Source organism: Agathobaculum sp. TL06 (assembly GCF_054658635.1).
The window spans coordinates 1-15264 of sequence record NZ_BAAGGY010000005.1 but is presented as its reverse complement, the minus strand read 5'-3'; the positions used below and the strand labels follow the sequence as shown (position 1 = coordinate 15264).

General features: G+C 51.1%; 12 protein-coding genes, 1 tRNA gene and 1 CRISPR repeat array. Of the genes, 11 read left to right on the top strand and 2 right to left on the bottom strand.

The window, feature by feature from the left end; genetic code table 11:
* Nucleotides 1-61: 61 nt before the first annotated feature.
* A complete protein-coding gene (locus ACYQ3S_RS04070) occupies nucleotides 62-1144 on the bottom strand; it encodes a glycosyltransferase family 2 protein (protein ID WP_459687449.1) in 1083 nt (360 codons plus the stop codon).
* Nucleotides 1145-1224: 80 nt separating this feature from the next.
* On the bottom strand, nucleotides 1225-1482 hold the full coding sequence (locus ACYQ3S_RS04065) for a hypothetical protein (protein WP_054328521.1): 258 nt from the start codon (nucleotides 1480-1482) through the stop codon (nucleotides 1225-1227).
* Nucleotides 1483-1573: 91 nt separating this feature from the next.
* Between ACYQ3S_RS04065 and ACYQ3S_RS04060 the strand changes: the two genes are divergently transcribed.
* The 11 genes from ACYQ3S_RS04060 to ACYQ3S_RS04010 all read left to right on the top strand — a co-directional run.
* A complete protein-coding gene (locus tag ACYQ3S_RS04060; RefSeq protein WP_107631850.1) occupies nucleotides 1574-1798 on the top strand; it encodes a helix-turn-helix domain-containing protein in 225 nt (74 codons plus the stop codon).
* A 622-nt stretch (nucleotides 1799-2420) separates the two neighbouring features.
* Nucleotides 2421-4562: a CRISPR-associated helicase Cas3' gene (cas3, locus tag ACYQ3S_RS04055; protein WP_459687448.1), complete on the top strand. Its 2142-nt coding sequence runs from the start codon at nucleotides 2421-2423 to the stop codon at nucleotides 4560-4562.
* Between the two features lie 22 nt (nucleotides 4563-4584).
* On the top strand, nucleotides 4585-5247 hold the full coding sequence (gene cas5c / locus ACYQ3S_RS04050; protein WP_459687447.1) for a type I-C CRISPR-associated protein Cas5c: 663 nt from the start codon (nucleotides 4585-4587) through the stop codon (nucleotides 5245-5247).
* Entirely contained in the window at nucleotides 5244-6977 is a 1734-nt protein-coding gene (cas8c, locus tag ACYQ3S_RS04045; RefSeq protein WP_459687446.1) for a type I-C CRISPR-associated protein Cas8c/Csd1, read from the top strand. The genes cas5c and cas8c overlap by 4 nt, the downstream gene beginning before the upstream one ends.
* A gap of 1 nt (nucleotide 6978) precedes the next feature.
* Nucleotides 6979-7875 (top strand): type I-C CRISPR-associated protein Cas7/Csd2, encoded by an 897-nt coding sequence (gene cas7c, locus ACYQ3S_RS04040; RefSeq protein ID WP_459687445.1) that lies wholly within the window; start codon nucleotides 6979-6981, stop codon nucleotides 7873-7875.
* Nucleotides 7872-8534: a CRISPR-associated protein Cas4 gene (gene cas4 / locus ACYQ3S_RS04035; protein ID WP_459687444.1), complete on the top strand. Its 663-nt coding sequence runs from the start codon at nucleotides 7872-7874 to the stop codon at nucleotides 8532-8534. The genes cas7c and cas4 overlap by 4 nt, the downstream gene beginning before the upstream one ends.
* Entirely contained in the window at nucleotides 8531-9562 is a 1032-nt protein-coding gene (gene cas1c / locus ACYQ3S_RS04030; RefSeq protein ID WP_459687443.1) for a type I-C CRISPR-associated endonuclease Cas1c, read from the top strand. Before cas4 ends, cas1c begins: the two co-directional genes overlap by 4 nt.
* Before the next feature lie 9 nt (nucleotides 9563-9571).
* On the top strand, nucleotides 9572-9862 hold the full coding sequence (gene cas2, locus ACYQ3S_RS04025; RefSeq protein ID WP_459687442.1) for a CRISPR-associated endonuclease Cas2: 291 nt from the start codon (nucleotides 9572-9574) through the stop codon (nucleotides 9860-9862).
* Between the two features lie 175 nt (nucleotides 9863-10037).
* Nucleotides 10038-12152: direct repeats of the CRISPR family, unit length 33 nt; unit sequence GTCGCTCCCCCCGTGGGGAGCGTGGATTGAAAT.
* Between the two features lie 893 nt (nucleotides 12153-13045).
* Nucleotides 13046-13121, top strand: a tRNA-Pro gene (locus ACYQ3S_RS04020).
* Between the two features lie 261 nt (nucleotides 13122-13382).
* Nucleotides 13383-14768: an SIR2 family protein gene (locus ACYQ3S_RS04015; protein ID WP_459687441.1), complete on the top strand. Its 1386-nt coding sequence runs from the start codon at nucleotides 13383-13385 to the stop codon at nucleotides 14766-14768.
* The coding region (locus tag ACYQ3S_RS04010; RefSeq protein ID WP_459687440.1) for a hypothetical protein at nucleotides 14749-15264 on the top strand (516 nt) is incomplete at its 3' end. The genes ACYQ3S_RS04015 and ACYQ3S_RS04010, both read left to right, overlap by 20 nt.

The following is a 15264-nucleotide window of genomic DNA, read 5'->3' as shown; positions in this document are numbered from 1 at the left end:
CGGGAAATTTGCCGGATGATATCATCCGGCACTGCATTCTATGCGCGGGGGCGGTCTCCGGTCACTCCGCACCGGAGGCGCGCTGCGCAAAATACCGGCGGTTGTAGGCGACTGCGGGGGAATCCGGCCAGAAAGCCGCGGCATGCTCGTTCCACGCGGCGGCTTCGTCATGCTGCCCCAAGTGGTCGCAGCACACGCACAGCCCCAGACAGGGGATATACCCATAGCAGGAAACTTGCACAAAACCGCCCCGTTCGGTCCTGCGCGGCGCGCGCAGGGCGGTTTCGTACCAGAACCTGGCCAGGGCGTAGTGCTCCTCCTGCAATTCAAGCGCGGCGAGCGCACAGCAGGTTTCCCCACGCGGTTCATCCATGGAAAAGGACAGAAGCAGGGCGGCTTTCGCCTCGTCCCGCTGCCCGAGCGCGCAGAGACAGTCGGACAGGTTGCGGCAGGCCTCTATCCGGTTTTCGACCCAACCGTCCGGACGGGACAGGAAATCACGGAACGCAGCCGCGGCCGCGTCCCATTGCTGATGCGCCATCAGCTCGCGCGCATAATAAAACTGCTCGCGCGCGGTCAGCGTTCCTTTTTCGGCGCGCTGCTTTTCATAAATATCAAGATTGCGGCGGCTGTCCGTCTGCCGCTCCTTACGGTGTTCGACAGCCGCGTCCGCGTACAAAATGCGCCCCTGCGGGGTGATGCATTCATGCACCGCGCCCTGCCAGGTAAATCCGGCCGTCCGCCGGAGCAGGCGCTCCCGAAAATAAACGAACGTCGGCTTGCCCTGCGGGTCGAACGCCACATGATAGGGAAGCATGACGACGTCGGCGGCTGCTTCCGCAAGCTGCTGCTTGAGCGCGGCAAAGCCCGCGCGGCTCTCCGGCGGTATCACGTCGTCCGCGTCCAGCCACAGGATATAATCGCAGCCCGCTTGCGCGAACGAATAGTTGCGCGCCGCGGAAAAATCATCGCACCAGGCAAAGTCCAGCACTCGGCCATATTGCGACGCGATGGCCCTGGTCTGGTCAGAAGAACCGGTATCGACAATAATGATCTCGTCCGCGATCCCCTGCACGCTGTCCAGACAGCGCGCCAGCACCGTCTCTTCATCCTTTACGATCATGCAAAGACTAATGGAAACCATAAAAAAAACCCTCCCGCGCAGTCTATGCTGCGCGGGAGGCGGGGGACAGCGCACGGAGCGGAAAAGGGGAAGCGCGGCGGTCAGAAATCGTGGCGGAAGCCGCCGCTGCTGCCCAGATGCTCCAAAGTGGAAATGACAAGCTCGATCTGTTGAAAGCATTCCGGATCGGAAAGGCTGTCGTCGCGGATATAGCCCTTGATCCGGTTGAGCGCGCGGTAATAGATGGAATCCATCAGCTTATTGACGTCCACTCCGATAAGGGACGGGAATTCCACGCGGATATCCTGCTTGGAAAGGACCTCGCGGAATACCTCCAGAAATAATTCGTTTTTCTCCAAAGCAATCACCTCAAGACCATTATAAGGGAAATACCCTTGAAAATCAATAAGGAATATATCCTTGAGCCATACTTGCTTTGAGGTGAACAGCATGTATGAGCATATGAGAGGGATGCGAAACGACAAGGATATGAGTCAGAAACAGGTAGCTGATTTGCTACAGGTGCATCAAACAACATATTCAGACTATGAGTTAGGCAATATCAGCATTCCAGCACAACAATTAAAACGTCTTGCTGAATTTTATGATACCAGTATTGACTACCTGCTGGATTTTACAGATGAGCGGAAACCCTATCCGCGCAGGAAAGAATAAAAGGAAACGGCATTAGGGCGGCACTCATAAGGTTGCTTGTAGGTTTTGAAGTTTACCGTATGCCCTTGATATTCTGGTCGCTCTAAAATATCCGCTATGGTATCGCCCGCCCAGTTGTAAGGACTGTCCGGCGGTGCGTTCCTTGCCGTTCTGCCTGTCTGCTGAAAATGGATTGTCGGTGTTATGACTTTATCCGCTCCCGTCCGTTCGTAGTTTGATAGAAGAAAAGTTTCTCAGCAAGCATACTCAAGACTTATTTTATAAACATATTATAGAGCGTCCTTGCGGGGCGCTCTATTTTTTGGCTTGATAATTTATGGAGAATTTTTACAGAATTCTGTCATATTGCCATACATCATGTTATAATACACTTACAAAAACAGAAAAGGTGTCAAACGCATCCCAATGGGCCTGCTGTATACCGGCGTTATGGCAGCAGTCACCACAGCATTAAGGTCTTTTGAAATGTCTGCATATTTGTTTAATGGAGTCAAACAAGTCTTATCGCTTCTGATATAGGATTACTCTTTCTGTGTCTACAATTGAGTTTCCGTATGATAATGCCTGCGCAGAAAGCTTTTGTGCCATATTGATATCATAAAAAAGGAAAGGAAGATTCCCCTTGAACCCTGACACTTTTCTTGCGCATATTTCCCGCGATGGCCGAACGCAAACCCTCCTTTCTCATCTCGCTGGCACGGCAACACTGGCTAAAGCCTTTGCGCAGTCTTTTGACGCACAGGCACAGGCCGAAGCTGCCGGATTGCTCCATGATATCGGCAAATTCTCCGCCGCATTCCAGCAAAGAGTGCGCGGCGATACGGCTCAGGTCGACCATTCCACCGCTGGTGCATACGAATGCTGGCGCATGGGACAACCCTTGTCAGCGTTTGCCGTCGCCGGGCATCATGGAGGACTGCCGGACGGCGGCAGCATGACCGACAGCGCCGATGCCGCCACGTTCCTCGGACGAATACGGCGGGCCGAGCAAGGCAAACTCGAACCGTACGACCATTGGAAAGAAGAAGTTGCCCCGCCTTTGCTTCCCCGCGCAGACCTGACAAACAGCTTGCCGGAAGAAGTCATGTTTTTCACCCGTATGCTGTATTCCTGCCTGGTGGACGCTGACTATCTGGATACCGAAGCATTTATGGCCGGCCATCCGCGCGCGCAGCATCAGGACTCCATCGATTGCCTGTGGGAGAAATTACAGCAGTATATCTCCGGCTGGTTTCCGCCGCAAGGCGAGCTGAACCGGCAGCGCTGTGCCATTCTGGAACGCTGCATCGCACAGGCCATGCAGCCGCCTGGATTGTTTTCCTTGACCGTTCCCACCGGCGGCGGGAAAACGGTGGCATCGCTCGCGTTTGCTTTCGCTCATGCCAAGGCGAACGGTATGAAACGAATCATCTATGTGATCCCATATACATCCATCATTGAACAGACCGCAGACATATTCCGAACCATACTGGGCGATACGAATGTGTTGGAGCATCATTCCAACGTCCTGTATGATTCTGCAAACGAAACGGACGCGCATACTATCCAGTTGGCGCAGGCTACCGAAAATTGGGATATGCCGGTCATCGTGACGACGGCTGTACAGTTCTTTGAATCCCTGTTTGCCTGCCGCCCTTCCCAATGCCGCAAGCTGCACAACCTTGCCAACAGCGTCATCATTTTCGATGAAGCGCAAATGCTGCCGCTCCCTTACTTACAGCCTTGTATCTATGCCATTTCCCAACTGGTTGCACGTTATCATGTTTCCGCTGTCCTGTGTACGGCAACGCAGCCTGCCCTTGCTTCGGTCTTTCGGGAATTTTTGCCCCAGTATCCCATCACTGAGCTTTGCCCATCCGGCACCTTTGGGGCAAATATCTTCCGCCGCGTCACTTTCCGACAGCAAGGGCGGCTAACATGGAGCATGTTAGCCGAACAGCTCAACGCGCAAAAGCAAGTTCTCTGTATCGTAAACACCCGCAAAGGCGCGCAGGCGTTGTTCCGGCAGCTGAATGGCGACGGTGTTTTCCACCTTTCTACCCTGATGTGTCCGGCCCACCGTCAAAAACAGATTGCGGAAATCCGCCGTCGGCTTGCCGATGGCCTGCCCTGCCGCGTGGTTTCCACCTCTCTGATTGAAGCAGGTGTAGACATTGATTTTCCCATTGTCTATCGGGAACTCACCGGACTGGATTCCATATTGCAGGCTGCTGGGCGATGCAATCGGGAAGGCAAACGTCCTGTTTCCGAGAGCATTGTCACCATCTTTCAGAGCGAGGAACGGACGCCGCCGCTCCTCGCGGCGGCCGCCGGAGCAGGCCAATCCGTCCTGCGGCATTATCCGGACTTTATGGCACCAGATGCCATCGAAGCATACTTCCGGCAACTGTTTGACCTGAAGGGTTCAGAAGCACAGGATATGCAACGCATTCTGCCCACCATACGAACCGAATTTTTCCCTTTCCGCACGATCGCGGACCGGTTTCATCTGATCGACAGCCCCACATGTACAATCTACGTTCCCTATCAAGATGGCAAGCCGCTGCTCGAACTGCTTCGCTCCGGCGAACGCAGCAAAAGTCTGTACCGACAGCTTGGACGGTATGGCGTTTCGGTTTATGAGCAGCACTTTGCGGCACTGCAGCAGGCCGGAGATATAGAAATTCTGGACGACGGCACAGCGATCTTATGCAATCCGTCAAGCTATTCGGAGCAAACCGGATTGTCCCTTGACGCGGACAGCGGTAAAGCGCTGTTTATTTAATTTATAGAAAGGAGTGACGTACATGTCCATCCGCTTGGAGGTCTGGGGGGAATATGCCTGTTTCTCCAGACCGGAGCTGAAAACTGAGCGCGTCAGTTATGATGTAATAACCCCGGCGGCCGCGCGCGGACTGATCGAAGCAATCTATTGGCATCCGGGCATCAAATGGAATATCGACCGCATTGTTGTGTGTAGTCCCATCCGGTTCACCAACATACGGCGCAACGAAGTCAAAGCAACCGTATCCGCCCGTGCTGCCCGCACAGTAATGGAACACGGCACCGGCAAACTGTTTCTATCTGCTTCGGAGAATATCCAGCAGCGGGCGGCACTGGTGCTGCGGGACGTCCATTATGTGATCGAAGCACATTTTGACATGACTGCAAACGCAGCCTCTGGCGATAACCCCGGCAAGTTTCAGGACATTGTCAAGCGCCGAATCCGAAAAGGGCAGTTTTATCATCAGCCCTATTTTGGGTGCCGCGAGTTCCCAGCACACTTCCGACTCTGCGAATCCCAGCTATCCGCCTCCAACGAGCTGCAGGGGGAGCGTGATCTCGGACTAATGCTGCTGGATATGGACTACTCAGACCCGAACAATATCCAGCCCATGTTCTTCCGCGCGGTGCTGCACGACGGTGTGCTGGAGGTTCCCCGAACGGACGGCGAGGGGGTGTTCCGATGATCCTGCAAGCACTGACCGGCTATTATCAGACGCTTGCTGACCGTGGTGAAATTGTGCTGCCCGGCTGGAGTAAGGTCAAAGTTTCTTACGCGTTGTGCATTACGGATGACGGTGTGCTGGAACAGGTCATCCCCCTGCTTACCGAGCAGCCCAAAGGAAAAAAGACCGTACTCGCCCCGCGGTTGTTCACGCTCCCTGCTCCTGTCAAGCGCGCCAGCGGCGTTGCCGCGAACTTTCTTTGCGACAATTCCAGCTATATGTTGGGAATCGACAACAAAGGAAAGCCGCAACGTAGTGTAGCATGCTTTGCAGCCTGTAAAGACCTTCACGAAACGCTGCTGGACGGTATAGGCAGTCCGGCAGCAAAAGCAGTTCTCGCTTTTTTTCATACATGGCAGCCCGAGCAGGCCGCCGCATATCCTGTACTCGCCGAAAAGATGGAAGAAATCCTCGCAGGCGCCAATTTGATATTTCAATACGACGGCCGCTTTATCCACGAAGATCCATTGATCCGCCGCGCTTGGGATGCGTATTACCAAACCGCCGGAGACGGTCCTGAAATGATCTGTCTGGTTACGGGAGAAAAGGGGCCGGTGGAAAACATCCATCCGGCAATCAAGAACGTATCCGGCGCGCAGTCCAGCGGCGCAGCGCTGGTTTCGTTCAACGCGCCTGCGTTCTGCTCTTACGGCAAAGAGCAAAACTTCAATGCCCCGACAAGCAAATATGCCGCTTTTGCTTATACCACCGCTTTGAACCATTTGCTTGCCGACCGAGAGCACGTTTACCGCATGGGCGATACCACTGTGGTCTGCTGGGCTAAAGGTGGCGGCAACATTTATCAAAATATCTTTGGCTGGGCATGTATGGGGCAACCGCCATCCTACTCTCTCACCGATTTGCAAAGTGCGCTGCAAAACCTGTGCGCCGGAAAAACTGTTCTGCTGGACGAAGAACGGCTGAACCCCGATATGGAATTTTATATCCTTGGCCTGTCGCCCAACGCCGCCCGTTTGTCGGTTCGCTTTTTCCTGCGGAATACCTTCAGCACGCTTCTACGCAATGCGCAGGCACATCAGGCAAGGCTGGAAATTGTCAAACCTGCTTACGATAAATTCGATACGCTTCCACTGTGGAAACTGCTCGACGAAACGGTCAATCAGAATGCCCGCGACAAGACTCCGGCGCCAAATCTCGCAGGCGAGGTGCTGCGCGCTGTGATGAACGACACACCGTATCCCGCCACCCTGCGAAACGGCGTCGCGCTGCGCATCCGTGCCGAACGGGAAGTTACCCGAGGCCGCGCGGCAATTCTCAAGGCGTATTACCTGAAAAATACGCATCCCGATGTACCAAAGGAGGTTTTAACTGTGTCTCTTAATCCTGACAGCACCAATACAGCCTATAATCTGGGCAGATTGTTTTCTGTACTGGAAGCCGCACAAGAGGCTGCGAATCCCGGAATCAATGCAACAATTAAAGATAAATATTTTAGTTCGGCATCCGCAACGCCCGGTCATGTATTTCCGGTCTTGCTCAAACTTGTACAGAGCCATCTGAAAAAGCTGGACAGAGGCCTGCGCACCTACTACGATAAGCAGATCACCGAGCTGCTTTCCAAGTTGGGAGAATCGTATCCTGTTCGCCTGAACCTGCACCAGCAGGGTTCGTTCCAGCTGGGTTATTATCATCAGACACAAATGCGCTACGCAAAGAAGGAGGAAAAATAAAATGAGTGATCCCATTAAAAACCGTTACGAATTTGTCATCCTGTTTGACGTAGAAAACGGCAATCCCAACGGCGACCCAGACGCGGGCAATATGCCGCGCGTTGACGCAGAAACCGGTTTGGGTCTTGTTACCGACGTGTGCCTCAAGCGCAAAATCCGAAATTATATCGAAACGGTCAAAGAGGACGCTGCCGGCTATCGCATTTATGTCAAGGATGGCGTGCCGCTCAACCGCAGCGACGCAGAGGCCTATGCGGCGCTCGATGTGACGGATAAGACGATTAAAGACAAAAAGAAAAACGATCCCGATCTGGATCGCAAAATCCGTGATTGGATGTGCGCAAACTTCTATGACATCCGAACTTTTGGTGCGGTCATGACCACATTTGTCAAGTCCGCGCTCAACTGCGGACAGGTGCGCGGCCCCGTGCAGCTTGGTTTTGCCCGCAGTGTGGAGCCAATTGTTCCGCAAGAGGTCACAATCACCCGTGTGGCCATCACCACCGAAGCCGATGCCGAGAAAAAAGGCACAGAAATGGGCCGCAAATATATTGTTCCCTATGGGCTTTATCGCTGCGAGGGCTATATTTCCGCAAACTTAGCCCGCAAAACGACCGGCTTTTCCGAGGAGGATCTCGCCCTGCTTTGGCAAGCGATCCTCAATATGTTCGAACACGACCATTCCGCCGCACGCGGCAAAATGGCAGTTCGTGACCTGATCGTATTCAAGCACAACAGCGAACTAGGCTGTGCGCCGGCCTGGAAACTCTTTGAAGCGGTTCAAGTAAACCGAAAAGACCAGATTGCCGGCGCCCCAGCCCGCAGCTATCAGGACTATGAAATCGTTGTGGATGAGACAGCCTTGCCCGACGGCGTTACATGTACGCGCATGGGGTGATCTATCAGGAGGAGGACTACCTCCAGCTTTCTGGATTACAGCATTTTGCATTCTGCCGGCGACAATGGGCGCTCATTCATCTGGAAAACCAATGGAAGGACAACCTGCGCACGGTTGAGGGCAATTTGTTCCATCACCGTGCGCATGACAGTAAGCAGCGGGAACGCCGCGGGAATATTCTGATTCTGCGTGAGCTCCCGATCTGTTCTGCATCGCTCGGAATTTCAGGGAAATGTGATGTGGTGGAGTTTCACGCCGCTCCCACCGGCATCGCATTGTCCGGAGAGGAGGGACGTTGGCGACCGTTTCCCATAGAATATAAAAAAGGCGCGCCCAAAGCGCATCAGGCAGACGAACTGCAGTTATGTGCGCAAGCCCTATGTCTGGAAGAAATGCTTTGCTGCCCTATTGCGGAAGGCGCGCTCTTCTACGGGGAAACCCGTCGCCGCTGCGCCGTTTCTTTTACAGAGGACCTTCGGCAAACGGTGCGCACAATGCTGGACGAAATGCACCAGTTACATAGCCGCGGACATACGCCAAGGGTAAAACCGACCACAAGCTGCAACGCCTGCTCCCTGAAAGGAATATGCCTGCCTGTTCTGATGAGAAAACAAACTGTCAAAGCATATTTGCATCAGGCTATGGAGGACCGCCCATGAGACATTTGCTCAACACCTTGTTCGTCACCTCCGAGGATATTTATCTGTCGCTTGACGGTGAAAATGTTATCGCAAATCGGGGAAAAGAGGCTATCGCACGCTATCCTCTCCATACGCTTTGTGCAATTCTAACCTTTTCGTATGCAGGCGCTTCTCCAGCGCTGATGGGTGCTTGTGCCACACGAGGGATAGCCCTTTCTTTTTGCACACCCCGCGGCAAATTCCTTGCCCGCGTCACCGGAGAGTCCAACGGCAACGTGCTGCTTCGGCGGATGCAATACCGGATTGCCGATGACCCTGTGCAAAGCTGCCGCATTGCGCGTTCCATGGTTTTCGGTAAACTGTATAATGCCCGCTGGTCCATTGAGCGAACCAAACGTGATCACAGTATGCGTATAGATACGAAGCGGCTGAATCAAGTTTCCGTACAGCTGAAAACGCTATTGCCTCAAATCTTATCTGAAACTTCCCTTGAAAGCCTGCGCGGCTTAGAAGGCGTTGGGGCGTCTGCATATTTCAGCGTATTTGACCAGATGATCTTAGGTGACAAAGATACATTTTCGTTTCAATCTCGAAGCAAAAGACCTCCCCGTGATCCCGTCAATGCCATGCTTTCTTTTGCTTATAGCTTATTGGCACATGATTGCGCTTCTGCTTTGGAAAGTGTGGGTTTGGATTCCTATGTAGGATTTCTGCATCGAGACCGGCCTGGTCGCAGTTCCTTAGCATTCGATTGCATGGAAGAACTGCGTCCCTGTATTGCTGATCGGTTTGTTTTAACCTGCATCAACAACCGCATATTCAAAGCTGCCGATTTTATTTATCGGGAAAGCGGCGGCGTATATTTCCAAGAAGATGCACGACGAACCTTTCTGCAACGATGGCAAGAGCGCAAAAAAGAAAATATAACCCATCCGTTCTTAGGTGAAAAAATACCATGGGGATTGGTTCCATATTTGCAGGCGCTGCTATTATCCCGATTCCTTCGAGACGACTTGGATGAATATCCGCCTTTTTTGTGGAAATGAAGGTGCAGAATGCTTGTATTAATTACATATGACGTAAATACGGAAGATGCATCCGGTAAAAAACGTCTTCGCCAAATTGCAAAGCAATGTGTTAATTTCGGACAAAGAGTTCAGTGTTCTGTGTTCGAGTGTTTACTGGACCCTGCACAATGCAAAAAATTGCAGGCCAAATTGCTTTCCATCATGGATATGGAAAAAGACAGTTTGCGTTTCTACTACTTAGGGAATCGCTATGAAAGCAAAATCGAACATTTTGGCTGTAGCACCTCCTATGCCCCAGAAGGTGTGTTGATGATCTAATACCATGCGAAGTATAAGCACACATGAAACGGCAAGCAGCTTCGCACTCAAAAAGCTACGCATTTTTTATCAATTGAATCGTTCATCCATTTCCCAAGCCCAACAAATACCTCTCAATAACAAGCTTTTATGCAAAGGTTCTATTTTTGCAAATATAATTTTATTTATATTTGCCGTCGCTCCCCCCGTGGGGAGCGTGGATTGAAATCTCGGCTCCCTCTGATGGAATGCCAAAGGGAACGGTCGCTCCCCCCGTGGGGAGCGTGGATTGAAATGTTATGTCCCGCTGTGGGTGCATGAGCCGGGCGGGGGTCGCTCCCCCCGTGGGGAGCGTGGATTGAAATAATATGAAAAAGTCCAACCTGAACACCGCATTGAGTCGCTCCCCCCGTGGGGAGCGTGGATTGAAATACCGATCTCGATAGAGAACACACCCGATGTGTCAGTCGCTCCCCCCGTGGGGAGCGTGGATTGAAATATTGCGGCGCATCGCCATCCGGTCAACCATTTCCGTCGCTCCCCCCGTGGGGAGCGTGGATTGAAATTTCGCATGCATCTTCCGGCTCCGTGAAGTCGGCAGTCGCTCCCCCCGTGGGGAGCGTGGATTGAAATGTTCTCTTCCAAGAATTACCCACTATGACGCTGGATGTCGCTCCCCCCGTGGGGAGCGTGGATTGAAATTTCCGTACATACTCTGTCAAGCTCTTCTCCCCTCGTCGCTCCCCCCGTGGGGAGCGTGGATTGAAATACATGCCATCTTTCAACGCCTCCTCGAATTTAGCTGTCGCTCCCCCCGTGGGGAGCGTGGATTGAAATTTTTGTGACGAATGCGGAGAACTGTTGCCAGAAAGTCGCTCCCCCCGTGGGGAGCGTGGATTGAAATAATCTTTTTTCCTCCATTCTTCGCATGCATCTTCGTCGCTCCCCCCGTGGGGAGCGTGGATTGAAATAGCAATAAATATTCGTCCGGCTTAAAATTACGCGTCGCTCCCCCCGTGGGGAGCGTGGATTGAAATTCTCCACATTCGCCTCACCTCCCTCCGCCCGAGGTCGCTCCCCCCGTGGGGAGCGTGGATTGAAATTAATGGAAAAATTTCAGCAAGCCAATTACTCGCTGCCGTCGCTCCCCCCGTGGGGAGCGTGGATTGAAATATTTTTGGAGAAAACAGGCTAAAATATGACAAAACGTCGCTCCCCCCGTGGGGAGCGTGGATTGAAATCGCGGTGTGCATTACCACCTCGGACACTACAAAGTCGCTCCCCCCGTGGGGAGCGTGGATTGAAATTCTGCGCGAGATCAGCGCGGGGTTGATCGTGGCGGTCGCTCCCCCCGTGGGGAGCGTGGATTGAAATCCCTTTCTCCGATGTTTGCCGCTCACGCGCTCCGTCGCTCCCCCCGTGGGGAGCGTGGATTGAAATCGGCGTCCAGCACAGGGTTTTGCGCGGGCGGCTGCGTCGCTCCCCCCGTGGGGAGCGTGGATTGAAATGAGAATCTGACCGCGCTCGAACCGACCGGACAGCGGTCGCTCCCCCCGTGGGGAGCGTGGATTGAAATGCAAGCTCGAAATCACATACAACCGCCACACTGAGTCGCTCCCCCCGTGGGGAGCGTGGATTGAAATCCGTTAAGGCTGGCCTCACGCCGCTCCTTGGTAAGTCGCTCCCCCCCGTGGGGAGCGTGGATTGAAATCTGCATATTTTGGCTTTATTGCTACAGACTGTTGTCGCTCCCCCCGTGGGGAGCGTGGATTGAAATCTTTCAACAAATCCCGACATACAAGAACATTATGTCGCTCCCCCCGTGGGGAGCGTGGATTGAAATAGGACGCGCAGCTTGCGGTCGTCCGCGGGCGCGGTCGCTCCCCCCGTGGGGAGCGTGGATTGAAATTGAGCGCGGCCTGAACGTGTATGAAGCGCTGAGCGTCGCTCCCCCCGTGGGGAGCGTGGATTGAAATCCGAACCGGCTGCGGATGCCCAGCGCGGTCAACGTCGCTCCCCCCCGTGGGGAGCGTGGATTGAAATGCTGGGTATCTGCCAGCCATCACGGGGTTCGCGGTCGCTCCCCCCGTGGGGAGCGTGGATTGAAATCGTTGCACAAGCGGATTTAGAAACGGAACGCTGGTCGCTCCCCCCGTGGGGAGCGTGGATTGAAATCGTGATGGCGGGAACGGTGAGTTTGCCGTCCTCGTATCGCTCCCTCCGCGGGGAGCGTGGATTGAAATCGTGCATCACACGGTTAGGGTTAAAATCAAGCATGGTCGCTCCCCCCGCGGGGAGCGTGGATTGAAATGAGCTTGAACGTCACCTGTTCGCCAATACCTGCCATGTGGCTCCCCCCGTGGGGAGCGCAAGCAAAATCTCGTTGTTTCCAGTAGTTGAAATTTTATCCGCGCATAATAACAACGGCAGCAAGCATCACTGCTTGCTGCCGTTGTTAATTGTTACCGCAAATACGTTCCTAACAATGTGTATGGTTCGTATCTGCGCGTTGTGGTGGAGCCGAGGGGAGTTGAACTCGCTGTTTGAACAAATCATGTGGTTTTATTGTGCATTATTACCTGCTTTTCCGTACTTTTTCAGAACTTTTTCTTACCGGTTGGTATCTACCCGTGACAGGTTTTGACGGGTGAAATCTACCGGAAAATCTACCTGGGGCGAGGAGGAAAAGTGCACAAAATTAATGTTTTCGATAATGGAGAGGCATCGAGGTGTGAGGCTGCATTGGAGGGAACAATGTCTGTCATAGCAATAAAGATGCAGGAGGATATTGCTTAATAGATGATAGACGGGCGTGGTTGGTAGCATGATTGTTTTGGAGGTGTGAGATCGGCGTTGAGCCGAGATTCTCCAAAATTCCGGAGAGATTTGAAACGCCAGAGCTAACGGAGTTTTATCACTCGCTGGGAACTGGTCAAAACCGGCGTTGACCCATATTTGACCACAGTTGGAAAATTTCATAACAGGGTGTAGCCCAGTTGGTAGCGCACGTGATTTGGGTGGATAGACGACTCATCCATTCCCCCCAAAAGTGAGATCCCGGGAGTCTTTGGGACAGTAGCTTGCGGCGGAAATTCCCCGGTTGAAAAACTCCCGCAAAATCGGGCGTGACCACAGCACTGCCCACAGACACGTAAAACTTGCTTTTTCCTTCTCCGCATGGTATCATGCAGAAAAAACGAATATCCGGGTGTAGCGCAGTTGGTAGCGCACGTGATTTGGGTTCACGGGGCCGAGCGTTCGAATCGCTCCACTCGGACCAAAAACCCTCTGGAGTGAAATCTCCAGAGGGTTTTGTTTACTGCGGCGCAAATTTTGAAAAATTGTGTTTGACATCGATCTGTTCTTATATTTCGAATCACTTGGGAATATAAGAAATTTAAACATTATCAATATTTTCAGCGCTTGCACTTTTCTTGTGAAACGGAACAATTTGTGGTACACTAAAAGCAAATTTATATTTCTTTCCATTTAAGTAGATATGTGAAAAAGCTCCAAGAGTAAGAACAGAAGAGATGATAAAATGAGTGCAGGAGAATATAACTACAATATTATCAAAGTAAGAGATGATAACCAGCCGATAGAGTTTGCACGAGAAACTATTGATGGTAATCAGTTATTTAGAGTAAAAGAAAACGAGAGCGCTCAATGGTGTCCCGATGGTACTTTCTCCGTTATTGATTTGAGAAATAGGATTGAACCATGGCTTACATCCCTTTTCCAATCTGAGCATTTATCTCTCCTGGTTGGTAGTGGATTAACAACAGCAATTCAGTTAGTATCTTGTGGAACCAGTGATAACGGCATGGGAAAATTTGAACCGAAATCAAAATATGCCAACAAAATCAATATGAACGCTGCTGCAAGTGCTTCCGCTGCTAATCGAGGAGAAAATCCGAATTTCGAGGACTATATTCGAGTAATGTGTGAATTGTTGCGCGGATTAGAAATTCTCGGAGAAGATGATGATGCAACTGAATTAAAGGGTGAAATTGTTAACGCAATTAATGATTTTACAAAGAATATCTCCGTTATAGAAAACCAAATTGCTACAGCACCAGAACCGAAAAGAACCGATGCTTTCAATAAACTTGTACTATTCTTAATGAGTTTTGCAAGCCGCACAGGTACACGTGATAGGTTAAACATATTCACGACTAATTATGATAGATTAATTGAAGCAGGTGCGGATATTGCAGGTATCCACTTGCTTGATAGGTTTGTCGGAGCGTTGTCTCCTGTTTTTAGATCTTCAAGATTAGATGTTGATATGCATTATAACCCTCCCGGAATTAGAGGAGAACCGAGATATCTTGAAGGTGTTGTACATTTTACTAAATTACACGGCTCAATAGATTGGATCAATACAGATAGTAGTATCAAAAAGATTGGGCTACCATTTGGTGCCCAGGATATCCGTCCGTATCTCGATGCACCTGGACTCAATGCAGATTCCTCCAAGATTATGATCTATCCAAATTCCTCAAAGGATAGAGAAACGACTGAATATCCATACGTAGAATTATTTCGTGATTTTGCTGCAGCATTGTGCCGTCCCAATAGCACACTCGTTACATATGGATATAGCTTTGGAGATGAACATATAAACAGGGTAATTAAAGATATGCTTACAATTCCCTCAACACATTTAATAGTGATTGCTTATGGTGATTCCATGGGAAGGATTATGAAAAGCTACTATGAATGGGGAAGGTCAAATCAGATTTCATTAATTATAGGATCAGATGTCGCTAATATCGACTCGCTGGTTAATTATTATCTTCCCAAACCAGCAATTGATCGAGCTACTATCCGTATGGCAGAATTGCTTCGGCAAAGATATGAACAACCTAAAATATTGAAGAAAGAAGAGGGCGAGGTTTCAGTAGATGACAACACCTTTGTCTAATCTGGACTCATTGCGAATTGGCAGTGTTGATTTTGTTTCTCCTGATGAAATTAAAGTTTTGCTTGATATTGAAGCGCCTAACAATGTAGCCTTAAATACTGGGGTACCAAGGCCTTTTCCTCGCATCAACAGTTACACTCTTATACCAAATGAGAGTGGATTCCTTGTTTCTCAGGTTGAATGGATTACTATAGAAAGATCTCAGTACCCCAAAAGACGTGGAATACAGGATTTTGGTATTGTTGATCTTCCGTATCCACTTAGGAAGATGAGTCTTAACCCATTAGGAATTCTTAAAGAAAAATCGAATTGCGGTAGTTCGGATAATCAATATGAGTTTTCCAGAGGAATCGAATATTTCCCTACAGTTGGTGATCCGGTTCTGTTGCCGACACCACTCCAACTAAAATCAATAGTTGAGTCTGGCGAAAATAGAAGAATAAATATTGGTGTCAGTCCATTAGCGGGGAATGCTCAGGTATCAGTAGATCCAGAC

What these genes read in the sequence shown, in the direction of transcription:
- cas1c (WP_459687443.1), top strand. Translation starts at nt 8,531, where the DNA reads ATGAGACATTTGCTCAACACCTTGTTCGTCACCTCCGAGGATATTTAT.
- cas8c (WP_459687446.1), top strand. Translation starts at nt 5,244, where the DNA reads ATGATCCTGCAAGCACTGACCGGCTATTATCAGACGCTTGCTGACCGT.
- ACYQ3S_RS04070 (WP_459687449.1), bottom strand. Translation starts at nt 1,144, where the DNA reads ATGGTTTCCATTAGTCTTTGCATGATCGTAAAGGATGAAGAGACGGTG.
- cas7c (WP_459687445.1), top strand. Translation starts at nt 6,979, where the DNA reads ATGAGTGATCCCATTAAAAACCGTTACGAATTTGTCATCCTGTTTGAC.
- cas5c (WP_459687447.1), top strand. Translation starts at nt 4,585, where the DNA reads ATGTCCATCCGCTTGGAGGTCTGGGGGGAATATGCCTGTTTCTCCAGA.
- cas2 (WP_459687442.1), top strand. Translation starts at nt 9,572, where the DNA reads ATGCTTGTATTAATTACATATGACGTAAATACGGAAGATGCATCCGGT.
- ACYQ3S_RS04015 (WP_459687441.1), top strand. Translation starts at nt 13,383, where the DNA reads ATGAGTGCAGGAGAATATAACTACAATATTATCAAAGTAAGAGATGAT.
- ACYQ3S_RS04060 (WP_107631850.1), top strand. Translation starts at nt 1,574, where the DNA reads ATGTATGAGCATATGAGAGGGATGCGAAACGACAAGGATATGAGTCAG.